Source organism: Pseudarthrobacter defluvii (assembly GCF_030323865.1).
GTDB lineage: Bacteria > Actinomycetota > Actinomycetes > Actinomycetales > Micrococcaceae > Arthrobacter > Arthrobacter sedimenti.
Genome location: NZ_CP066362.1, coordinates 1,391,047 through 1,413,053, shown reverse-complemented (window position 1 = coordinate 1,413,053; position 22,007 = coordinate 1,391,047). Strand labels below are relative to the sequence as shown.

The 22,007-nt window shown below is 66.1% G+C and carries 19 protein-coding genes, 1 pseudogene and 2 riboswitches; of the genes and pseudogenes, 7 read left to right on the top strand and 13 right to left on the bottom strand.

Annotation, left to right across the window (positions count from 1 at the left end; genetic code table 11):
* Window positions 1-56: 56 nt before the first annotated feature.
* Both JCQ34_RS06450 and JCQ34_RS06445 read left to right on the top strand, forming a co-directional pair.
* A complete protein-coding gene (locus JCQ34_RS06450; protein WP_286403018.1) occupies window positions 57-926 on the top strand; it encodes an SGNH/GDSL hydrolase family protein in 870 nt (289 codons plus the stop codon).
* Window positions 927-974: 48 nt separating this feature from the next.
* Window positions 975-1,586 (top strand): hypothetical protein, encoded by a 612-nt coding sequence (locus JCQ34_RS06445; protein ID WP_286403017.1) that lies wholly within the window; start codon window positions 975-977, stop codon window positions 1,584-1,586.
* Window positions 1,587-1,688: 102 nt separating this feature from the next.
* Here the strand turns inward: JCQ34_RS06445 and JCQ34_RS06440 are convergent, their stop codons facing one another.
* Both JCQ34_RS06440 and mmsB read right to left on the bottom strand, forming a co-directional pair.
* Window positions 1,689-3,173 carry a CoA-acylating methylmalonate-semialdehyde dehydrogenase gene (locus JCQ34_RS06440; RefSeq protein WP_286403016.1) on the bottom strand — a complete coding sequence of 495 codons (1,485 nt, stop codon included), beginning with the start codon at window positions 3,171-3,173 and terminating at the stop codon, window positions 1,689-1,691.
* A gap of 50 nt (window positions 3,174-3,223) precedes the next feature.
* Window positions 3,224-4,153 (bottom strand): 3-hydroxyisobutyrate dehydrogenase, encoded by a 930-nt coding sequence (mmsB, locus tag JCQ34_RS06435; RefSeq protein WP_286403015.1) that lies wholly within the window; start codon window positions 4,151-4,153, stop codon window positions 3,224-3,226.
* Between the two features lie 111 nt (window positions 4,154-4,264).
* On the opposite strand from mmsB, the gene JCQ34_RS06430 reads away from it, so the two are divergent.
* A complete protein-coding gene (locus JCQ34_RS06430) occupies window positions 4,265-5,197 on the top strand; it encodes a LysR family transcriptional regulator (RefSeq protein WP_286403014.1) in 933 nt (310 codons plus the stop codon).
* A 1-nt stretch (window position 5,198) separates the two neighbouring features.
* On the opposite strand, the gene JCQ34_RS06425 is transcribed toward JCQ34_RS06430, so the two are convergent.
* The 4 genes from JCQ34_RS06425 to JCQ34_RS06410 form a co-directional block, all read right to left on the bottom strand.
* The gene (locus JCQ34_RS06425) at window positions 5,199-6,335 is read right to left on the bottom strand and encodes a zinc-binding dehydrogenase (protein WP_286403013.1); all 1,137 of its coding nucleotides are present in this window, start codon (window positions 6,333-6,335) and stop codon (window positions 5,199-5,201) included.
* 7 nt (window positions 6,336-6,342) lie between these two features.
* A complete protein-coding gene (locus tag JCQ34_RS06420; RefSeq protein WP_286403011.1) occupies window positions 6,343-7,725 on the bottom strand; it encodes an MFS transporter in 1,383 nt (460 codons plus the stop codon).
* 178 nt (window positions 7,726-7,903) lie between these two features.
* Entirely contained in the window at window positions 7,904-9,019 is a 1,116-nt protein-coding gene (gene metX / locus JCQ34_RS06415; RefSeq protein WP_286403009.1) for a homoserine O-acetyltransferase MetX, read from the bottom strand.
* Between the two features lie 12 nt (window positions 9,020-9,031).
* A riboswitch (SAM riboswitch) is annotated at window positions 9,032-9,147 on the bottom strand.
* A gap of 122 nt (window positions 9,148-9,269) precedes the next feature.
* Window positions 9,270-10,586, bottom strand: a complete 1,317-nt coding sequence (locus tag JCQ34_RS06410; RefSeq protein ID WP_286403007.1) for a bifunctional o-acetylhomoserine/o-acetylserine sulfhydrylase — start codon at window positions 10,584-10,586, stop codon at window positions 9,270-9,272.
* Window positions 10,587-10,629: 43 nt separating this feature from the next.
* Window positions 10,630-10,744: riboswitch (SAM riboswitch) on the bottom strand.
* 151 nt (window positions 10,745-10,895) lie between these two features.
* On the opposite strand from JCQ34_RS06410, the gene JCQ34_RS06405 reads away from it, so the two are divergent.
* From JCQ34_RS06405 to JCQ34_RS21105, 3 genes and pseudogenes are all read left to right on the top strand, one after another.
* The gene (locus JCQ34_RS06405) at window positions 10,896-11,534 is read left to right on the top strand and encodes a VOC family protein (RefSeq protein ID WP_286403005.1); all 639 of its coding nucleotides are present in this window, start codon (window positions 10,896-10,898) and stop codon (window positions 11,532-11,534) included.
* 374 nt (window positions 11,535-11,908) lie between these two features.
* Complete coding sequence (locus JCQ34_RS06400; RefSeq protein ID WP_434738935.1) at window positions 11,909-13,099, top strand: DUF222 domain-containing protein; 1,191 nt, start codon at window positions 11,909-11,911, stop codon at window positions 13,097-13,099.
* Window positions 13,089-13,502, top strand: a pseudogene (locus JCQ34_RS21105) (HNH endonuclease signature motif containing protein); the annotation flags it as partial. The gene JCQ34_RS06400 and the pseudogene JCQ34_RS21105, both read left to right, overlap by 11 nt.
* Window positions 13,503-13,576: 74 nt before the next feature.
* On the opposite strand, the gene JCQ34_RS06395 reads toward JCQ34_RS21105, so the two are convergent.
* The 6 genes from JCQ34_RS06395 to tdh form a co-directional block, all read right to left on the bottom strand.
* Window positions 13,577-14,356: a CPBP family intramembrane glutamic endopeptidase gene (locus JCQ34_RS06395; RefSeq protein ID WP_286403003.1), complete on the bottom strand. Its 780-nt coding sequence runs from the start codon at window positions 14,354-14,356 to the stop codon at window positions 13,577-13,579.
* A 71-nt stretch (window positions 14,357-14,427) separates the two neighbouring features.
* A complete protein-coding gene (locus JCQ34_RS06390; RefSeq protein WP_286403001.1) occupies window positions 14,428-15,216 on the bottom strand; it encodes a DeoR/GlpR family DNA-binding transcription regulator in 789 nt (262 codons plus the stop codon).
* A 100-nt stretch (window positions 15,217-15,316) separates the two neighbouring features.
* Window positions 15,317-16,528, bottom strand: a complete 1,212-nt coding sequence (gene hutI, locus JCQ34_RS06385) for an imidazolonepropionase (protein WP_286402999.1) — start codon at window positions 16,526-16,528, stop codon at window positions 15,317-15,319.
* Window positions 16,529-16,539: 11 nt separating this feature from the next.
* Window positions 16,540-17,670: an NAD(P)/FAD-dependent oxidoreductase gene (locus tag JCQ34_RS06380; RefSeq protein WP_286402997.1), complete on the bottom strand. Its 1,131-nt coding sequence runs from the start codon at window positions 17,668-17,670 to the stop codon at window positions 16,540-16,542.
* Window positions 17,671-17,775: 105 nt separating this feature from the next.
* Window positions 17,776-18,972: a glycine C-acetyltransferase gene (locus JCQ34_RS06375; protein ID WP_286402995.1), complete on the bottom strand. Its 1,197-nt coding sequence runs from the start codon at window positions 18,970-18,972 to the stop codon at window positions 17,776-17,778.
* A gap of 21 nt (window positions 18,973-18,993) precedes the next feature.
* Window positions 18,994-20,040: an L-threonine 3-dehydrogenase gene (tdh, locus tag JCQ34_RS06370; RefSeq protein ID WP_286402993.1), complete on the bottom strand. Its 1,047-nt coding sequence runs from the start codon at window positions 20,038-20,040 to the stop codon at window positions 18,994-18,996.
* Window positions 20,041-20,170: 130 nt separating this feature from the next.
* On the opposite strand from tdh, the gene JCQ34_RS06365 reads away from it, so the two are divergent.
* Window positions 20,171-21,082 (top strand): LysR family transcriptional regulator, encoded by a 912-nt coding sequence (locus tag JCQ34_RS06365; protein WP_286402992.1) that lies wholly within the window; start codon window positions 20,171-20,173, stop codon window positions 21,080-21,082.
* Window positions 21,083-21,143: 61 nt separating this feature from the next.
* On the opposite strand, the gene JCQ34_RS06360 is transcribed toward JCQ34_RS06365, so the two are convergent.
* Complete coding sequence (locus JCQ34_RS06360) at window positions 21,144-21,866, bottom strand: hypothetical protein (RefSeq protein WP_286402990.1); 723 nt, start codon at window positions 21,864-21,866, stop codon at window positions 21,144-21,146.
* Between the last annotated feature and the right edge of the window lie 141 nt (window positions 21,867-22,007).

Below are 22,007 nucleotides of genomic sequence, written 5' to 3'. Positions count from 1 at the left end.
CGCAAAGTAACAACCTACGTTCGCGTAGGCAGCGAAGCGGAAGGCAGGATAGGACCGTGACTGACGCAAGTGCCATCCAGACCCCGTCCGCGCACCCCGGTTCCCACCCCTGGACCCGGTACGTGGCGATGGGTGATTCGTTCACAGAGGGCATCGGCGATCCCGAGCCTTCAAGCCCCGGCGGCCACCGCGGCTGGGCCGACAGGGTTGCCGAAGAGCTCGGCCGTACCCAGCCGGACTTCGCGTACGCCAACCTTGCCGTCCGCGGCCGGCTGCTCCAGCAGATCGTGGACCAGCAGCTCGCTCCCGCGCTGGAACTGAAGCCGGACCTGGTCACCCTGTCCGCCGGCGGCAACGACCTGATCCGTCCCGGCGGCGATCCCGACGCGCTGGCCGAGAAGCTCGATTCCGTGGTCCAGATCCTGTCCATGGGCGGAGCCACGGTGGTTTTGTTCAACGGGCCGGATACGGGCTCCTCCGTGCTCAGCCGGATCCGCAGCAAGGTGGCCATCTACAACGAGAACCTTCGCACGGTTGCAGCGCGGCATGATGCGGTGATCGCGGACATGTGGTCCCTGCGGCAGCTGAGCGACCCGCAGATGTGGGACCAGGACCGCCTGCACTTCTCCCCGCTGGGACACCACACCATTGCGGCCATGGTGCTGGACGCGCTCAACGTGGAGCACTCCCTGGAACCGCTGCAGCCCAAGCCGCTGCCGCCGCGGACGTGGCGCGAGGCCAGGAGCGGGGACCTCGTGTGGGCGCGCGAATACTTCGTACCGTGGGTGCTGCGCCGGCTGCGCCACCAGTCGTCCGGGGACGGCATCACGGCAAAGCGGCCGACGCCAGGTCCGGTCTTCGGCCCGGGCGTTCCGTTGGGTTCCGGCGAGGGTCCGCTGGGATCCGCCGAGCCCAGCCGCCAGTAGGCCTGCCGGGGTTACGCTGGAAGGACAACACACGAGAGGCGCGGCACCGTGAGCAGCTTGTTTTTCTGGATCATCATCCTGTCCTTCGTGGTCCCCATGGCCATGCGGGCGTACCGCCGCTCCATGGCACGGAGGGACCGGGACCAGGGCTTGCCCGGGCCGTTTTCCGGACCTGGCCAGTTCCCGGGGCAGAACCAGTTCCCCGGTCCGGACCAGTACCCGGGCTATGGCCAGTTTCCGGGCTCGGGCGGGCCGCAGAACCGCCAGCCCCGCGACGGGTACACCCAGCAGGACTACTTCTCCGGCGGCTTCCGGCAGCCGGGCCAGCCGCCGCAACCCTATGGCGGGCAGCAGCTGCCGCCGTACCAGTACGGCCAGCCGCCCATGCCGGACCCCCGGTTCGGCGCTGGGTCACAGGACTTTGGGCAGGAAGCGCCGTTCCAGCAGCCCGGGCACCAGCAACCCGGGCAGGGGTACCAGCAGCCAGGCCAGGGCCAGCAGGGGCAGGGCCAGTCCTCCGGACCTGCCACTCCCCCTCCGCCCTCGGCGCCGCAGGGGTTCCGGGCACGCAAGCTCGCCGAACTGGACCAGCAGTACAGCAATGGTGAGCTGTCCATGGAGGAGTACATGAAGCGCCGCGGCGATATCATGAACGGCTAGCCAGCCTGAGTTCGCAAGAAGGTCGGGGACCGGTTTTGAACCGGTCCCCGACCTTCTTTTTGGTTAATCCATCTGCTGAGTCCGCTGGTTCAATCCAGCCTGCTAATCCACCTGGGGGAAGCCCAGGTCGATCACCGAGGTGGATGGGTCCGGCCAACGCGTGGTGACCACCTTGCCCCTGGTGTAGAAGCGGATGCTGTCGGGCCCGTACATGTGGGTGTCGCCGAACAGCGAGTTCTTCCAGCCGCCGAACGAGAAGGTGCCCACCGGGACCGGGATGGGCACGTTGACGCCCACCATGCCCGCTTCGACGTCGAACTCGAACTGCCGCGCCGCTCCGCCGTCGCGGGTGAAGATGGCCGTGCCGTTGCCGAACTGGTTGTCGTTCACAAGCCGGACTGCGTCGTTGTAGGTGTCCACGCGGACCACGGACAGGACCGGGCCGAAGATTTCGTCGTCGTACACCTTCATGCCTGGCTTGACGTGGTCCACCAGGCTCACGCCGATGAAGAACCCGTTGGAGTCGAAATGCTGCGAGCGGCCGTCCACCACCACGGTTGCGCCTTCGCCTTCCGCTCCCGCAACGTAGGAAGCCACGCGCTCCCGGTGCTCCGCAGTGATCAAGGGGCCCATCTGCGAGGCGGGATCCGTGCCGTCCCCAATCTTGAGGTCTGCCATGCGGCTTGAAATCGCCTTCACCAGGTCGTCGGCGATGTTGCCCACCGCCACCAGGACGCTGACAGCCATGCAGCGTTCGCCGGCGGAACCGTAGGCGGCGGAAACCGCAGCGTCGGCAGCCATGTCCAGGTCGGCGTCGGGAAGCACCACCATGTGGTTCTTGGCACCGCCCAGGGCCTGCACCCGCTTGCCATGTTCCGCTGCCCGCTTGTAGATGGACTGGGCCACGGGGGTGGAACCGACGAAACTGACTGCCTTTACGTCAGGGTGCTCAAGCAGGACGTCGACGGCTTCCTTGTCCCCCTGGACCACGTTGAGCACGCCTGCCGGCAGCCCCGCTTCGGCGAAGGCCTCTGCGATGAAGACGGCCGCCGACGGATCCTTTTCACTCGGCTTCAGCAGGACCGTGTTGCCGCAGGCCAGCGCGCTGCCGATCATCCACAGCGGCACCATGGCCGGGAAGTTGAACGGGGTGATGCAGGCCACCACGCCGACTGGCTGGCGGATGGAATGGACGTCAATGCCGCTGGAGACCTGCTCCGACCGCTCGCCTTTCAGCATGTGGGACAGGCCGGTGGCGAAATCGATGTTCTCCAGACCGCGGGCGATTTCGCCTTCCGCGTCGGAGAGGACCTTGCCGTGCTCGCTGGTCAGGATCGCGGCGAGTTCGGACTTCCGCTGGTTCAGGATTTCGCGGACCTTGAAGAAGATGGTGGTGCGCTTGGCCAGGCTGGTGGCGCGCCATGCAGGCAGCGCGGCGCGGGCGGCCGCGATGGCTTCCTCTGTCCGGGCCGCGGAGGCGAGCGCCACCTGCTTCTCCTGTTGGCCGGTGGCGGGATTGAAGACCGGACCGAAACGGTCGGCATCGGTGACGCGGGCGCCGTTAATGTAGTGCGGGATGGTTTCCAAAAGAGTCTCTTTTCCTGCGGTTCTTGCAGTGGGCTGGTTGGACGGCGCAGTTAGTTGGACTGCGTGTTGGACGCCGTCCGGTCGGCGGCCTCAAGCGAGCCGTCCACGAGCTTGATGATCATGGAGCAGTCCTTGCCGGCTTCACCGGCGTCGATAAGCCGCTGAAACAGCTGCTGGACGTGCTTGCCGATCTCCAGGGGCGTGCCGGTGTCTTCGGCTGCGCTGACGGCCAGGCTGATGTCCTTGTTGGCGAGCTCGGTGGTGAAGGTGGGTGCGAAGTCATTGTTCGAGGCCGCGGTGGGAACCACACCGGGCACGGGGTACCAGGTCCGGAGCGCCCATGAGTCCCCCGAGGAGACCGAGGCGATGTTCCAGAAGACCTGCTTGTCCAGGCCCAGGCGGTCAGCCAACACAGCCCCTTCAGCGGTGGAGGCAAGGTTGATGAAAAGCATCAGGTTGTTGCAGATCTTTGCCGCCTGCCCTGTGGTGGGGCCGCCCGTGGGGATAATGTTGCCGGACATGGGACCGATGTAGCCGGCAGCGTCTTTGACGGCACCTTCTTCACCGCCCACCATGAACGTCAGGGTTCCGGCCTCCGCGCCGCTCATCCCGCCGGATACCGGCGCGTCCACGAAACGGAAGCCGGCGGCAGCAGCGGCGTCGTGCAGTTCCTGGGCGGAGGCGATGTCGATGGTGGAGGAGTCAATGAGCAGCGTGCGCGTGTCCGCGTGCGCCAGCACCCCGTCCCCGCCGAGATACACTGCGCGGGCGTGCTCGCCCTTGGGGAGCATGGTGAACACGGCGTCCGCGCCGTCCACCGCTTCAGCGATGCTCGCGGCCCGCTTGACACCGCCTGCTGCAGCCGCGTCCAGGGCAGCGGGGTTGAGGTCAAAGCCGCGGACCTCGTGCCCGGCCTTCACCAGGTTCACCGACATGTGGCCGCCCATGTTGCCCAGGCCGATCCAACCGATAATTGCCATGCGTAAGCTCCTTTGCTTCCATTCCGGCGCTCTTGCCGGCATGCCTGTGTCAACCATCACACCGTGTTAGGGTGCAATCAAGGGGAAAAATCACAGACACTCTGTGCATTGATGCACATCAACGGAAGGTCCATCGTGGACTCCAGACGGCTGGCGAGCCCTGACGACCTGCTCATCCTTCTGACCGTTGCACGCCTCGGCCGGTTCAACGCGGTGGCCGAGAGCCTGGGGACCACCCACACCACCATCTCGCGCCGGATCCTCGCGCTGGACAAGCAGCTGGGCGGCCGCACGCTGGAGCGCAGCCCGCACGGCTGGGAGCTGACCCAGCTCGGTGCTGCCGCCGTGGACGCGGCGGAGGCGATCGAGAGCACGCTCGGCTCGCTCTCGGGCCTGATCCGCCAGGACCAGAGCGCGCTTGCAGGCCTGGTCCGGGTTGCCACCACCGACGCAGTGGGAGCGGTGTTCGTCACTCCATCGCTGGTTCGGCTCCAGCAGCAGAACCCGCAACTGAACATCGAAATGCTCAGCGCCACCCGTAAAGTCAGCCAGAACCGGTCCGGGGTGGACCTGGAGATCGTGGTGGGCCGGGCCGACGTCAGCACCGCACAGACCATCTTCCTGAGCAACTACTACCTGCGGCTCTACGCCAGCCAGGACTATGCCGCCCGGCACGGCATGCCGGAAACGCTCGACGACGTGGGGCAGCACGCGTTTGTCTCTTACGTCGAGTCTGCGCTCCAGGTGGCGGAGTTGGGCCCCCGCTGGTCATCGCAGTTGCCGATGCCCCGGACAAGCTTCCAGGCCACCAGCGTCTTCGCCCAGGTGGAGGCCGTCCGCCGGGGCGCCGGCATTGGCCTGCTGCCCAACTTCATGGTGGCGGACCGGGAGGATTTCGTTCCCGTCCTGGCAGGCGACTTTGAGCGCCAGCTCCCTATCTGGGCCGTTGCCCGTCCGGAGTCGCTCCGGTCGGCCCGGGTGCAGGCGGTGATTGCGGCCTTGAAGGAGGAGCTGAAGGAGCGGGCCGGACTGCTGGCAGGCTGAGTCAGGCCTGGAAGAGGCGGCGCACTACCTGCCCGGCCGCGAGTGCATCCAGGCCCTCGTTGATCTCGCTCAGTGGCCGCGTGTCGGTGTGCAGCAGCTCAACCGGCAGCCTCCCCTCCCGCCAGTACCCGAGGTACTGCGGGATATCCCGGGCGGGAACGGCGTCACCCATATAGGAGCCCAGCAGCCGCTTGCCGGCACCGGCGAATTGGAGGGCCGGGACGGTCAACTCGGCGGACGGGTGCGGCAGGCCCACCGAGACCACTGCCCCGCCCCGGGTGACCCGCTCCAGGCAGGATGCGATCACCGCGGCCGAACCCACCGCTTCAATGGCTACATCCACGCCGTCGCCCGAAGCTTCCTCGATCAACCGCCTTGCATCCTCCGACGTTCCCACGGCGGTGGCTCCGGCGTCGAGCGCGAGCTGGTGCTTGCCCTGGTTCGGATCAATGGCGATCACGCTGGCAGCTCCGGCCAGGCGTGCCGCCATGACGGCGGAAAGGCCCACCGCCCCCAAGCCGAACACTGCCACGTGCTGCCCCTGGCTGACTCCCGCCGTGTTGAACACCGCGCCCATTCCGGTGAGCACGGCGCAACCAAACATCGCCGCAACCGTGTCCGGGACGTCGTCGTCAATTACCACCACTGATTCCCGCGCAACCACTGCATAGTCCGCGAAGGCGGAAACGCCCAGGTGGTGGTTAATGCGCTCTCCCTCCGGCGTCCGCAACAGGGCAGGCCCGTGCAGCAGGTCCCCCGAACCGTTGACCTCTGCTGCCCGGTGGCAAAGCGCGGGCCGCCCGGCCAGGCAGGCCCGGCAATGGCCACAGCTGGGCACGAACACCAGCACCACGTGGTCGCCCACGGACACGTCCTCCACACCCTGGCCAACGGACACTACGCGCCCCACCGCCTCATGGCCCAACGCCATGGGAAGCGGCCGGAGCCGTGAGCCGTCCACCACGGAGAGATCCGAATGGCACAGGCTCGAATAGGTGATGGCAACCCCCAGCTCACCGGCGCGGGGCTCCGGCTGCTCGAGCTCCTGCACCAGCAGCGGCCGGGCATCGGCGTAGCTGCTCTTACCGGGGGCGTTTCCAGTGGCGGGGACGGTTGCGTACAGGACGGCGGCTTTCATGGGATCCCTACTTCCTGCCGGCGGCCAACAGGTCGGCGGTGCCCTTGGCGTCGGCGGCATCCACGTCGTGGAGTGAGACGCCGCGGGTCTCCTTCAGGAAGAAGACCGCGACGGCGGTGATGGCGCAGGCGATGAGCAGGTAGACGGCCACTGGAACCGAGGACTTGTAGGTGCCCAAAAGTGAAGCGGCGATGATCGGGGCCAGGGAGCCGGCCACGATCGAGGTCACCTGGTAGCCCAGGGAGACGCCTGAGTAGCGCATCCGGGTGGGGAACATTTCCGCCATGATGGCAGGCTGTCCGGCGTACATAAAGGCGTGGAACACCAGGCCGATCATGATGGCGGCCAGGATGATGAAGTCGTTCTTCGTATCCATCATCGGGAACGCGAAGAACCCCCATGTGGCCCCCATAATGGCGCCGGCCATGTAGACGGGCTTGCGGCCAAAGCGGTCCGAGAGCTTGCCGATCATGGGCACCACGGCGAAGTGGACGGCGTGGGCCAGGAGCAACAGGAGGAGGATGCGCGTGGTGTCGGCCTGCACCACGGTCTTGAGGTAGGTGATGGAGAACGTCACCACCAGGTAGTACAGGATGTTTTCCGCGAAGCGCAGGCCCATGGCGGTGAAGACGCCGCGCGGGTAGCGGCGGAAGACCTCGGCCACGCCGTAGCCCTTGTGGCCGGCATCCACTTCCTTGCGGGCCTCGAGGAAGATGGGCGCGTCGTTGACCTTGGTACGAATGTAGTAGCCGATCAGGACGATCACCGCGGACAGCCAGAAGGCAACGCGCCAGCCCCATCCGAGGAAGGCGTCCTGGGTCAGTGTGGAGGACAGGACGAACAGCACGGCCGTGGCCAGCAGGTTGCCCAGCGGCACGGCGGACTGCGGCCAGCTGGCCCAGAACCCGCGTGACTTGCTGGGGCTGTGCTCTGCCACGAGGAGGACGGCGCCGCCCCATTCCCCGCCAACAGCGAAGCCCTGCGCAAACCGGAGGATGACCAGCAGCGCCGGAGCCCAGTAGCCGATCTGCGCGAAGGTGGGCAGGCAGCCCATCAGGAAGGTGGAGACGCCCACCAGCACGATGCTCAGCTGCAGCAGCTGCTTGCGGCCGAACTTGTCGCCGAAGTGGCCGAACACGATGCCGCCGATGGGACGGGCCACGAAACCCACGGCATAGGTGAGGAAGGCGGCGATGATGCCGTCCAGCTCGGTCCCGGCGTTGGGGAAGAAGGCCTTCCCGAACACCAGGGTGGCGGCCGATGCGTAGAGGAAGAACTCGTACCACTCCACGACGGTGCCGGCCATGGAGGCGGTCACCACTTTCTTCAGGCCTGATGCCTTGACGTCGGTTTCTTCGGTGAGCCTTGCGGCGGAGCGTTCCGTACTCATGCGAACTCCTTCGGCGTCGTCGTCGACACCACGGGGACAGTCGATGGCAGCCGCGTGTGATGTACACCACGAAAGCCGGCTTCGATGAGTATGGTCTGCCTGCCCGTGCAACCTCAACGCCCATTAGTGCAGAAGGCATCTGCACTAATGCACATTGCTGGCGGTTTGCTGGATGCCCCTAGACCAGGAAGCTGCTCCTCAGCTGTGCCCCCAGTTGCCCAATTTCGGTGAGGAACCCGTCGTGGCCGATGGGCGCCTGGATGACGTGGACGTCCACGTCGCCGGGCAGCGACTGCGCCAGCTCCCGCGACTGGGACGGGAAGTAGAGCCGGTCGGAGTCGACGGCGGCCACGAAGAAGCGTGCAGTAGCAGCGGCCAGCGCTTCGGTCAGGGTTCCCCGGCCCCGGCAGACGTCGTGGCTCATCAGTGCCTCGGTCAGGGCGATGTAGCTGTTGGCGTCAAAGCGCTTCACGAGCTTGTTGCCCTGGTGGTCCAGGTAGCTTTCCACCTGGTAGCGGCCGCGGGCTGCGAGCACTTCCCCCTGAAGGGGCGACTCGGATGCCTGGGCTGACCGGCCAAAGCGGCCTTCCAGTTCGGCGGCGGACCGGTAGGTGATGTGGGCGATGCGCCGGGCAAGGGCCAGGCCCTCTTCAGGACAGGGACCGCCGTAGTAGTCGCCGCCGTTGAAGTTTGGATCCTGCCGGATGGCCAGGGTCTGGGCCTGGGCAAAGGCGATTTGTTCTGCGGTGCTGGCAGCCCCGACGGCGATGACGGCGCAGCGCTGCACCCTTTCCGGGTACGTCACTGCCCATTCCAGTGCGCGGGCGCCGCCCATGGAGCCGCCAAGGACCGCGAACCAGCTCTTGATTCCCAGCTGGTCTGCGAGCCGGACTTCCGCCTCGGTGCTGTCCCGCAGCGTGACCAGGGGGAAGCGGGAGCCCCAGGGCGATCCGTCGGGGGCGGGAGAGGAGGGGCCTGTGGAGCCGTAGCAGCCGCCCACAATGTTGATGGACACCACGAAGAAACGGTCGGTGTCCACGGGGGCGCCGGGGCCCGCGAGTTGTTCCCACCAGCCTTCTTCGTCCGTGTCGCCACGGGTTACGTGCGTGCTGCCGGTCAGCGCATGCTCGATCAGGATGGCGTTGCTGGCGTCCGCGTTGAGCGTCCCCCAGGTTTCGTAGGCCAGGGTGACGTCCGGGAGGTATCCCCCGGCTTCGAGTTCCAGTCCCCCGATGGAGGCGTAGCGGACAATTCCGTGTTCGGGGATGGTTTTTGGGGCGACGGTAACCGTCATGGCAAGACCTCTTCTACGCGCTTGCCCGCCGTCATTTGACCGGCAGGCCAGGTCCTCACCCGGGGCACCCCACCGCGAATGGAGGGTTGCCGGCCAGCAAGCCGGGGCTGTCACTGGCACTCATGACCTGGATCGAGTGTACGAAATACTCCCCGGTCCAGGCCAAGAGTGTGACTGGTTGTGACTTCCCGGCTTGCTGCCCGCCCCGCCTTACCGCCCGAGTGGAGGCCCGGCGTCGTACTTTGCCCGTCTAGGCGCTCTTCGCAGCCCTGAAGCCTGCTTCCAGGTCGGCGAGGATGTCGTCGATGTGTTCCAGCCCCACGGAAAGCCTGACGAGTCCCGGGTGCACCCCGGCCACAGCCTGCTGCTCCGGGGAGAGCTGGCTGTGGGTGGTCGACGCCGGGTGGATGACCAGGGAGCGCACGTCGCCGATGTTGGCCACATGGGAGTGCAGCTCCAGGGCGTCGACGAAGCGTTTGCCCGCCTCCGCTCCGCCGGCCAGGTTGAAGGCGACGACGGCGCCCGTCCCCTTGGGCCCGTACTTGCGGCCACGCTCGTACCAGGGGCTGGACGGCAGCCCGGCATAGGCGACCGATTCGACGTCGTGCCTTGCCTCAAGCCAGCGCGCCACTTCCGTGGCGTTGGCAACGTGGCGCTCCACCCGCAGGCTCAAAGTCTCCAGGCCCTGGGAAATCAGGAAGGCGTTGAAGGGCGAGACCGCCGAGCCCAGGTCGCGCAGGAGCTGGACCCGCGCCTTGAGGATGTAGGAGAAGTTGGCCCCCAGCGCTCCATCGGCTCCCAGATCGCGGGCGTAGACCAGCCCGTTGTAGGTGGGATCCGGGGTGTTGAAGCCTGGGAACCGTTCCGGGTCCTTGCTGAAATCGAACTTGCCGGAATCGACGATCACGCCGGCGATGGCTGTGCCGTGGCCGCCCAGGTACTTGGTGGCGGAATGGATCACGATGTCCGCGCCCCACTCCAGCGGGCGGATGAGGTACGGGGTGGAGAGGGTGTTGTCCACGATGAGGGGCACGCCGGCCTGGTGGGCGACTTCGGAGATGCCCTCGATGTCCAGGACGTCCTGGCGGGGGTTGGAGACCACTTCACCGAAGAAGAGCTTGGTGTTGGGCTGGACTGCGTTGCGCCACTGGTCCAAGTTGTCGGGGTCCTCCACGAACGTGACGGAGATGCCGAACTTTTTCAGGGTGTGGGCGAAGAGGTTATAGGTTCCGCCGTAGAGGCTGGGGCTGGCCACGATGTGGTCGCCGGCCTCCGCGATGTTCAGGACCGCGAACGTTTCAGCGGCCTGGCCGGAACTCAGCAGCAGCGCTGCCAAACCACCTTCGAGGCTGGCGATCCGCTGTTCCACTGCGTCCTGCGTCGGGTTGCCGATGCGGGTGTAGATGGGCGCGAGTTCGGACAGTGCGAAACGGTTTGCTGCGCTTTCGGCCGTTGGGAACACGAAGGACGTGGTCTGGTAGATGGGCAGGGCACGGGCTCCCGCTGCACTGTCCACTTCCTGGCCGGCGTGGATTTGGCGGGTTTCGAAGGACCAACCGTTGGACATCCAAATCTCCTTTGACATGGGCCCGGCATGCTCACCGGCAGTGCGGGCGCGCTTGCTTCCGGTTCTTGCCGGACAGCCAGGTCTTCACCCGGGGCACCCCACCGCGGATGGAGGGTTGCCGGCCAGCGAGCCGGGGCTTGGCGCTGGCACTCATGACCTGCGCCAAGTCTAGGAACAGCGTTGTTGCCGTGAACAGGATTGTGACGAACATGGTCTTTTAGGCGGCCTTTCCATGGCCATTGAGTGCGCGCAAATCCAGTAAGGGTACCCTTAGCTGAGAGCCGCATCACAAAGTGCCAAGATGTTGCCATGCGCATGGATCACGTCTCTTACGCCTGTGAACACGACGGCCTCGCGGCCACCACCGAACGTATTGCAACTGCCCTCGGCGTTGAGGCAGTGAAGGGCGGGGTACACCCCCGGTTCGGAACCCGGAATATGATCATCCCGCTCGCCGGTCACAAGTACCTCGAGGTTGTGGAGGTCCTGGACCACCCTGCATCGGACAAGGCACCGTTTGGACAGGCCGTAAGGGCCCGATCCGCGGCAGGCGGCGGCTGGATGGGCTGGTGCGTCGAAGTGGACGACCTCGCCCCCTTCGAGGAACGCCTCGGCCGCTCCGCTGTCAACGGCAACCGCAAGTTCCCGGACGGCCGCGAGCTGGTCTGGAAGCAGATTGGCATCCTGGGCCTCATCGCCGATCCCCAGGTCCCGTACATGCTCAAGTGGGAGGGTGATCCCTCACTTCACCCCTCCAACGCCTACCAGAGCAACCTCAAGATGAGCTGCCTGACCATCGCAGGCTCCGCCTCCCGGGTCACCGAGTGGCTGGGTGAGCCGGTGGAAAAGCCGCTTGAGGATGTTGCGGTCGAGTGGGTCGCCCCGCACGGAACGCCCGGCATCCTGTCGGTCACGTTCGAAACCGCCAACGGGGCTGTCACTCTCTGACGCTCCAGCCCTCTTCCCTTTCGGGAAATGGGTGCGCCGGGTCCATGCCCGGATAATCTTCGGCCGCCATGAGGTGGTGACAACGGCGTCACCACCTCATGGCGGCCGAATTCATTTGAGTGGCACTCGCGTTTGCTGGGCCGCAATAGTTCTGCGCCACACATACTCCTTTGGGCATCGTGCGCTTTGGCTGCGGCAGGGAACCTTCGCATAGAAAACGTACGACGGCGGATGGCGGCTTTTTGCGCCCGAAGCGCCATCGGCAGCGTAGGGCTTAGCGGCACAGCGGCAAGTCCGGCGGCAGTTCACGGGCTGGCTCATGCCGAGGATCAGGCTCAGGTACGAATGTCAGTGCCTCGATAGATGATGTTCATATGGAAATCAGCAGCAGCGCATCAGCGGTAGGACAGGGCATTCATGGCTTTGCTGCTGCCCTTGATGCGCTGGAGCGGGAGGATGCTTTCCTGGCCTCCGGCCTTGCTGTTGGTTCCGGTGTTGATGTGTTGCAGCGGCGGTATGAGATCCGGTTGGAACGGCTGGATCTCCGGTCCCGGCTCACGGCCCAGCTCGCGGCCGGGCAGGCACAGGATGCATCCGAGGCCGTCGCGTTTCAGCAGGCCATGACTCCGCCCGATGCCTCCCTCCAGGACCGCACCTACGCTGAAATGTCCACCGTGGAGGAAATCGCCGGCGTCCTGACGCTGAGTTCAGCCGCCGCCGGCGCGTTCCTGGAACAGTCCCGGAAGGTCTGCTCCCTGCCGCCCGTGTTCCAGGCCCTGGCCGTCGGGGCCATGTCGTGGCAGCACGCGAGAATCGTGGCGGACGAAACCGAAGGCCTCGACCCGGCCGGTGCTGCCGGGCTGGTGGCGCACTTCTTCGACCCCGACGCACCCCACCCCGCCCGCGGAGCCGCACCCGGTGAACTCGTCCCCTCCCGGTTCCGGGCCAAGGTCCGTGCCTGGCGGGAACGCCACCACCCCGAATCCATCGAGAAACGCCACACCAAAGGTTGTGCCGACCGGCGGATGGAATACACCCCCGACCGCGACGGCATGGCCTGGATCTCGCTCCACCTCCCCGGCGACACCGCCTGCGCCATCTGGAACCGCACCACCGCCATCGCCCGCGGCCTCCAAGGCCCCCACGAACCACGCACCATCACCCAACTCCGCCCCGACATCGCAGCAGCACAACTACTCGGATCAGGAACTGCGGGCGAACCCGGCAACGTCCCCACCCCGCGGGCCGACGTCCTGGTCATGGTTCCGGTCTTCTCCCTCCTCGGTCTCACCGACGAGCCCGCCATGCTGGACGGCTTCGGACCAATCCCGGCCTCCATGGCCCGCAAACTCGTCGCAGACGGGGCGAACTCGTTCTACCGGGTCCTCGTTGACCCTAGGGACGGCGCACCACTGGAGATCGGCCGGAAGAACTACCGGCTCACCGAGTCCATCAAACGCTGGATCAGGATGCGACGCCAAATGCACCTTCCCCGGCTGCACCAACCGCACTCCGGACAACGAAACCGACCACCTCCAAGCCTGGCAACACGGCGGCAGTACTGATGTCAGCAACCTGGCGCAGCTCTGCCCCAAGCACCACCGGCTCAAACACCACAGCCAGTGGACACCGGACCCGGCGACCACCAATGAACCACCCGGCTGGACCTCACCCACCGGCCGCCACTACAAACCCGAACACCCAGACACCGAACCAACCCACTGGCCAGCGGGCATCCTGCCGATGGAGGCTGTTGCGCGCGCAGCTGAGGATCTGGAGTGGGAGCCACTACTCGCGGACATGCCAAACTGGCCCGACCCGCCACCTGAAGAACCACCCGCCGAGAATCTGCTCGACCCCAGCGGACTGTGCCCCACAGATCCACTATGGGAAGACTTCTACGCGCAACCTTTCAATCTGCCACCCGACCCCGAAGCAGCTTCGTGGCTACTACTGTCGCTAATGTGACAGTAGTAGCCACACGTTCTCCTACCAGCGCACGACTTGTCGCCAGGCCCGCCCCACCCTGAGGGCCGGTTTCCCTAACCCAACCCAACGGCCTTGCCGAAGAGGCTGAAACCCACAAACGCCACGATATCCAGCAGGGCATGGGCGATCACCAGTGGCATGACCCGGCGGGTTCGTGTGTACAGCCAGGCGAACACAACACCCATAACGGCGTTGCCAATGAAAGGCCCAAAACCTTGATACAGGTGGTAGCTGCCGCGGAGGACCGAGCTCACGGCGATGGCCAGCGGCATGCTCCAACCGAACTTGCCGAAGCGGTCCATGAGGTAGCCCACCACAATGACTTCCTCGAGAACCGCGTGGCGCACAGCCGACAGGATCAGGACGGGAACGGTCCACCAGTAGGCATCAAGCGCACTCGGAATGATGGCGGTGGTAATGCCCAGGGCCCGGCCCGCCGCATAAAGCCCCAGCGAAGGTATGCCAATCAGGGCAGCCAGCCCCAGGCCCTGCAGCAGATCCTTGCCCGGCCGGGCGAAGTTGAAGCCAAGCTTCCGGAAAGCGGAGCCGGAGTTGCCCGCTTTGCCAGGCACGGCCTGGCGCTGGTCGGTGAGGAAGTAGAGGACCAGAAGCACCGGCACCAGCGCAAAGATGATGTCCAGCAGCTGGTACGTCAGGTCGAAGTACTCCCGCGTGCTCTGCGAGCGGTTCAGGGTGGACGTCCCCTCGGCCAAAGGAGCCCGGGTCATCTTGTCGAGCAGCTGCACCACGGAATAGACAGCCGACTGGCCCAGGGACAGGCCCAGGACGATCCAGACTTCGAGCCGCAGGCGACGGCGGGAGGGAACCAGCATGTTCCCATCTTGCCTTCAGTTTCTGGATCCAGCCTGATGGAACTGCCGGTGCACCCAGCCTCTCCGCAACGTCAGGCGGGCGCGACGATCACTTCCGTGCCGTTGGCCTCGAACGCAGCCTTGTCGCGGGCAGAAATGCCGGCGTCTGTGATCAACCTGTTGAAGTCATAACCGTCCATGGTGGCGAAGGCGCGCACTCCCACCTTGGAGGAATCCGCGATGACATAGGACACGCGGGCGCGGGATGCTAAAAGGGCGTTGACGGAAGCCTCCCCCTCCCCCGTGTTGGTGGGGCCAACCTCGGGATCGATGCCGTTGACGCCGATAAAAGCGATGTCCAGCACCACCTTCTGCATGATGATGTCCGTATAGGGCCCCACCAGTTCGTAGGACCGCGGGTTAAGGATCCCGCCCGTGACCATCACCTTGATGTTCGGCCGGACCGCCAACTGGCCCGCAATGTTGATCGCATTCGTCACCACGGTAAGTGTGGGCTGGTTGGAGGGGGCGTTCAGGTCCTCCCGCGTAGCCAGGATCTGCGCAAGCGCCGTGCTGGTGGTGCCTCCGCAGAGCCCGATGACTGCACCCGGACGGATCAAGGCAGAGGCGCATTGCGCGATCTGTTCCTTGGCTTCGGCATGGTCGTCGCGGTTGTAGCGGCCGGGCAGGTCGTAGGCCAGGGCACCGGCGGTGGCACCGCCCCGGGTCCTCGTCAAAAGCCGGCGCTTGGCAAGGCTGTCCAGGTCGCGGCGGGCAGTGGCCGGGGAAACATTGAGGGTGCTGACAATCTCGTCAACCTCCACTTGGCCGCTCTTGGCCAGCAGGTCGAGGATCGCCGTAAGCCGGTCAGTGCGCGTCATGCAAGGGGGCCTTCCAATCATTCAGCCACCATTCCTGATGACGTTTTCTGATTCTAACCTACGGCATACGATCAGAAAGGAGCACATCGGGATGCTGGTGCTACCGCTCCCGGGCTCCGGCCCGCCACACAGCGTACGTCAAAGGCATGCCTGGGCGGTAAGCGAGGTGCGTGGCGGAGGGCGCGTTCAGGAGGTGCAGGTCCGCACGGTGCCCGACCGCGATCGACCCCACGGCGCGTTCACCGTCCGCATCCCGCCCGGTGTCCTTGTGCAACGCCAGGGCGCCACCGTATGTGGCGGCGCGGACTGCCTCGTGCACGCTCAGGCGCATCTGGAGGACGGCAGTGGTCACGCAATACGCCATGGAACTGGTGTAGGAGGTGCCGGGATTGCAGTTGGAGGCAAGCGCCACCTGCACTCCGGCATCGAGAAGCTCGCGGGCAGGAGCCAGCGGCTGGCGGGTCGAGAGGTCGCACGCAGGGAGGCAGGTGGCCACAGTGCCCCGTTCACCCGCGCCGCTAACAGCGTCCCACCCGGACCAGGAGGCTGCCAGGGCCTTCACGTCCTGCTCCGCCAGGTAGTTCACATGGTCCACGCTCGCCGCTCCCAGTTCCACGGCAAGCTGCACCCCCGGCCCTTCACCCAGTTGGTTGCCGTGCACGCGCAGGCCCAGGCCCGCATCGCGGCAGGCCAGCAGCACGCGCCGGGACTGTTCCGCGGTGAATGCGCCCTCTTCGCAGAAGACATCGGCCCACTGGACGTACGGACGGACGGCGTCGAGCATCGGTCCGCAGACCAGGTCCGTGTACTCGTCGGAATTCTGGCCGCTGGGAACCAGGTGGGCGCCGAGGTAGGTCACCTGGTCTGCCACGGTGGAGGCGATGCGGGCGCTCCGGGCCTCATTCTCCACATCCAGGCCGTAGCCGGTTTTGGTTTCCAGGTACGTGGTTCCCTGCGAGACGGCCTCGGCGACCCGGCCCATCGCCAGCCGGGTGAGGTCGAAATCGGAGGTGGCGCGCGTGGCTTCCATGGTGACGGCGATGCCACCGGCCGCGTAGGCCTCCCCCGCCATCCGGGCCTCAAACTCTGCGGTGCGGTCCCCGGCGAACAGCAGGTGGCTGTGCGAGTCCACCCAGCCTGGCAGCATGGCCCGGCCTCCGGCGTCGACGGCGTCATCCGCTGCAGGTGCATCGGCTGCGGCGCCGATCCACGAGATCCGTTCCCCCTCGACGACTACCGCCGCATGCTTCAGGACCCGGTGCTCAAGGTCCTGCGTCATCAGCTCGGCGATGTTGGTGATCAGGGTGCTCATTGCACCATTCTTCAACGCCGGATGGACCAGCGCGTGGCTGCCAGGGCCTGCGCTGTCCGGGATACCGGACCGTCGGCGGCGCCACCAAAGGAAGCAGTACCTCCGGACGGGTCCTGCCCGGCAAGGATCTGGGACGCCGCGAATTCCGCCAGGGCTGACGAGGTTTGGAACCCATAGCCGCCCTGCCCTGCAAGCCAATAGAAGCCTGCCGCTTCGGCATCGAACCCCGCTACCGGAATCCCATCTGCCGCTTCGGTGCGCAGCCCGGTCCAGGCCCGGCGGACTGCCGTAATTCCCAGGCTGGTGAAGGCGTTGAGCTTCTCCACCAGGCGTTCCACATCTCCGGGCCGCGGGCGTGCGTCCTCGGGGCCGCTGGGAACGGTCTCGGACGGCGAAATCAGCACGTCCCGGCCGTCAGGACGGAAATAAAACGTGTTGTCGGCCGCAGCCACCATCGGAGTGGCAGCCGGAAGGGGACGTTCGACGGCGGCAATCGCCGCAGTGCGCCGGTACGGCTGCAGGCCCAGCTTTTCGACGCCGCTGAGCACCGCGAGCTCGTCCGCCCACGCTCCGGCAGCATTGACCAGCACACCCACCTCGAACCCCTCGGCGCCGGCACCAACCTGCCAGCCGGAACCCAGCCGTTGCGCCGAATGGACCCGGGCTCCAGTGACGATGTCGGCGCCGGCGGCGAGCGCCCGCTTGCGGTGTTCGTCCAGAAGCAGGGGTGCGTTGCAGCCAAAGGATCCGGTATCGAGTCCCGCGGCGGCAAAGGTTCCAGGCTTCAGGGCCGGGCACAGTTCCAAGGCGCGCTCAACCGTGATGGGCTGCATGTGGCCGCTGGCTTCCGCGGCCACTTCCGCCTCGGAGCCGATCAGCATGAAGCTGCGCGGCGTCAGGACCGGTTCCGGGAGCTCCGCGTCCCGTGCCGCGAGCAGCTCAAGGGTCCGGACAGTGAGTTCCTGGACCACCGGCGGTCCGTAGCTGGGGATCAGCTGCCGGGCCGAGCGGGAGGACGTGTGGTACGCCAACTCCTGCTCCGCCTCCACCAGCACAACACTGCAGCGGCCCGCGAGCGCGTACGCCAGGGAGAGGCCGGCAATGCCCCCGCCCACAATCAGGACATCGTAACGAGCTGCCATTGATCACTCCTGTCCGCGTCGTTGGGTCCTCACAAAGCTTATTCCTGTCGGCTCTCCCTGCCTGCCGGCTGTTCGCCGGAACCGCCGGGCTATCCGAAACTACTGTCAGGCTGCCGCCTCGGCGCGGGCGGCGACGAAGGCACGCACGCAAGCTTCGACGTCGTCCGCTGAATGGGCGGCTGAAAGCTGCACCCGGATCCTTGCGGCACCGCGCGGAACCACGGGGAAGCTGAAGGCGGTGACGAAGACGCCGTGCTGCAGCATCCGGTCGGCCACCTTGGCGGCCATCACGGCGTCACCGAACATCACCGGGACAATGGCGTGCTCACCGGGGAGCAGTTCGAACCCCTCCTCGGTCATGCGGCGGCGGAACAGCTCGGCGTTTTCGAACAGCCGGCGTCGCAGGTCACCGGATTTCTCCACCAGGTCCAGCGCCTTGAGGGTGGCGGCCACGATGGCGGGAGCGAGGGAGTTGGAGAACAGGTAGGGCCGCGCCTTCTGGCGGAGCATGGCGACGATCTCCCTGCGGCCGGACACGTAACCGCCGGAGGCTCCGCCCAGCGCCTTGCCAAAGGTACCCGTGTAGATGTCCACGCGGTCACTGACACCGGCGTGTTCCGGGGTACCGGCACCGGTGGCACCCATGAAACCCACGGCGTGGGAGTCGTCCACCATCACCAGTGCGCCGTACTTGTCGGCGAGGTCGCAGATTTCCTTGAGCGGAGCCAAGTATCCGTCCATGGAGAACACCCCGTCGGTGACAATGATCTTCCGCCGGGCGTCCTGTGCCTCCTGCAGGCGGGCCTCAAGCTCGGCCATGTCCCGGTTGGCGTACCGGTAGCGCTTGGCCTTGCACAGGCGGATTCCGTCGATGATGGACGCGTGGTTCAGGGCATCGGAGATCACGGCGTCCTCGGCCCCAAAGAGGGACTCGAACACCCCGCCGTTGGCGTCAAAGCAGCTGGAGAACAGGATGGTGTCCTCGGTACCCAGGAACTTGGAGACCCTGGCTTCCAGCTCCAGGTGCAGGTCCTGGGTGCCGCAAATAAAACGGACGCTGGCCATGCCGAAGCCGCGCTCGTCCATGGCGGCCTTTGCGGCACTTATGATGTCCGGGTGGTCCGCCAGGCCCAGGTAGTTGTTGGCGCAGAAGTTCAGCACGTCGGCGCCCGGGCCGCCGATCTGCCCGGCGGTGATGTGGCTGGACTGCGGCGAGCTGATGCTGCGTTCGGTCTTGTAGAGCCCGGCTGTGCGGATTTCTTCCAGCTCGTCGTGGAGCTGGTCCTTCATGGAGGTGTACATGCGGTTCCTTACCGTCGGGTCTTAGAGTCGGGTCCAGTCGAGGACAACTTTGCCGCCCACGCCGCTGCGGGCAATCTCAAAGCCCTTCTCCCAGTCCGTTGCGGGCAGCGTGTCCGTGACCACGGCGGAAATCCCGGCGTGGAGGACCGGATTGGAAGAGAGCATGGCGCTCATGGCGTACCAGGTTTCGTACATCTCGCGGCCATAGATGCCCTTGAGCGTGAGCATGTGGGTGACCACCTTGCCCCAGTCGATGGTGATCTCCTGGCTGGGCAGTCCCAGCATGGCGATCCGGCCGCCGTGATTCATGTTGTCGATCATCTCAGGCAGCGCGGAGGGATGGCCGGACATTTCCATTCCGACGTCGAAGCCTTCACGCATGCCCAGCTCACGTTGGGCGTCGCGCACCCGAGTAGTGGAGACGTCGATGGCAAGGTCCGCGCCGAGCTGCCGGGCCAGGTCCAGCCGCGGGCGGGAGATGTCCGTGACGGCGATCTTGCGTGCGCCTGCGTGGCGGGCGACAGCGATGGCCATGAGTCCGATGGGACCGGCGCCGGTGATCAGCACGTCCTCGCCCACCAGGGGGAAGCTCAGCGCGGTGTGGGTGGCGTTGCCGAACGGGTCGAAGATCGCGCCAAGCTCCGGCGTGACTGAGGGGTCGTGGTGGACCCAGGCGTTGGTTTCGGGGATCACCACGTACTCGGCAAAGGCACCGTCACGCTGGACACCCACGCTGACAGTGTGGATGCACATCTGGCGGCGTCCTGCCCGGCAGTTACGGCAGATACCGCACACCACATGGCCTTCGCCCGAGACCCGGTCACCTACCTTGACCTCGCGGACGTCCTCGCCCACCTCCACCACTTCGCCATAGAACTCATGCCCGGCGATAAGGGGAGCCTCAATGATCCCCTGCGCCCAGGAATCCCAGGACTGGATGTGCAGGTCGGTGCCGCAGATGCCCGTGGTCATGACCCGGATTTTCACGTCCGCCGGACCGGCCTCGGGTTCGGGCCGGTCTACGAGCTCGAAACCGGCGTGCGGGCCGGCCTTGTACAGGGCCTTCATTGGCGTCCTAACTGATTGGGGTTCACGTTTGCGGGGTATGTCATCCCCATTGAAGCCCTGCTGAAGCGTTAGCACAACAGGATTCTTCTCAATCAACGATGTAGCAGTAGCTAATGAATAGACTGGAGCCATGGAGGTTCATCAGCTCGAAATCCTGCGGGAACTGGGTGCCCTGGGCAGCGTGAAAGCGGTGGCCGATACGCTCATGGTGACCCCGTCGGCAGTGTCGCAGCAACTGGCCCATCTGCAGCGCAGCGTGGAGGTGCCGCTGACGCGCAAGGAGGGCCGGAACCTGGTGCTCACGGAGGCCGGCCAGGTCCTCGCCGACGCGGGTGCCGCCGTCGTCAGCGCCATGGCCGAGGCCCGCGGTGCGCTGGGAACGTATCATGGATCTCCCGCCGGCCGGGTGACGGTCAGCGGGTTCCACAGCGCGGGACAGGCCCTGTTCGCGCCGCTGGCCAGGATGCTGGACCGGCCCGAGCATCCGCGGATCGAGCTGTCTGACGAGGATGTTGCCCAGCAGGACTTTCCCGCCCTCACTGCCCGCTATGACCTAGTGCTGGCGCACCGCATGGACCACAGTCCGCGGTGGCCGGCGGAACGGGTTGCCGTCATCCCGCTGGCGCACGAGCCCCTGGACGTGGCACTGCCGGTCAACCACCCCCTGGCACGGAAGGATGCGGTGACGGCGGACGACGTCGGCGCCGAACCCTGGGTGACCAGCCACCCCGGTTACTCCCCCGCCGATGTCCTTGCCGCCGTCGCAGCCGTTTCCAGCAGGGAGCCGAACATCGTCCACCGTATCAACGACTACTCCACCGTGGCGGCGCTTGTGGCCACCGGTGGCGTGGTGGGGCTGCTGCCCAGGTACACGGCGGGTCCGGTCCTCAATCCCGACATCGTGCTGCGCCCGCTGGAGGGGATCAGCACTCGGCGCAGGATCGACCTGCTGGCCCGGCCGGAGAACCTGAAGCGGCGGTCCGTGGTGATGGTTTGCGAGGCGCTGGAGGACATCATGGCGGGCCTGGTGCGCCAGGGCTGAACAGCCCTATGCGAAAGGGGGTTCCGCCCCGGAAGGCGGGCATGCCCGGAATCTGCCGGAGTTACGCTCCCTGGTCATCATTGCCGTTGCCCCGGCCCATTCCTTTGCCATGCCCAAGTCCGGGTGAATGTTCCAGTCCAGGTGCGTGTCCCAAACCGCGTCCCAGCCCAAGGCCGGGCTTGTCGCCGGCGCCCTTCACGATCCGCCTGGCCGTGGCTGTGTCTCCGTCCTTGACGCCTGCAATGCGAACCGTGTCCCCTGCCGCGATGTCCGCGATGGTTCCGTCCGTCGGCTTGAGCCGCTTGCCGTCGTCGGACTTTCCTCCGGGGCTGGGGGTTGCGCCTTGATTCGGCGTTGCTCCAGGGCTGGGCGTTGCGCCACGGCTGGGCGTCGCACCGGGATTGGCGGCCTGAGGAATCCTGGTGATCTTCGTGTCGTCGTTGACGGTGTAGGCCTGGGTGAAGCCGTCCTCGCTTTTGACGGTGATGGCCGAGTCGCTGACGGACTCGACGGTCCCCCGCTGTTCCAGGATGGTCTGGAAGGAGCCGTCCGAGTTCTTGACTACCTCCTCGCCATGGAGGGGCTGGGAACGCTGGACGCTGCCCGGCTTATTCTGCCCGGGCGCCTTGCCTGAATTTCCGGGCGCCGACTGCGACGGCGAGGGCGACGGTGTGGGCGTGCCGGTGGCAGACCAGGCAAGGGCAGCCCCCGTCCCGGTCAGCGCCAGGGCCACCGCCCCGGCAAGCGCCGCCTTGCGCACCTTCATTGGTTCCCGGACCACCATGATTGTTCCTCCCGCACGCTCGCGCCGCAGCTCAAAGCCGGGGGCATCAGCGCCCCGTGGCCTCCAGTGTAAGTGCGGCGGTGCACGCTCAACCACGGGTACTTTCAGCGGCAGGCATCTGAGTACTTAAAGCGCAACTGG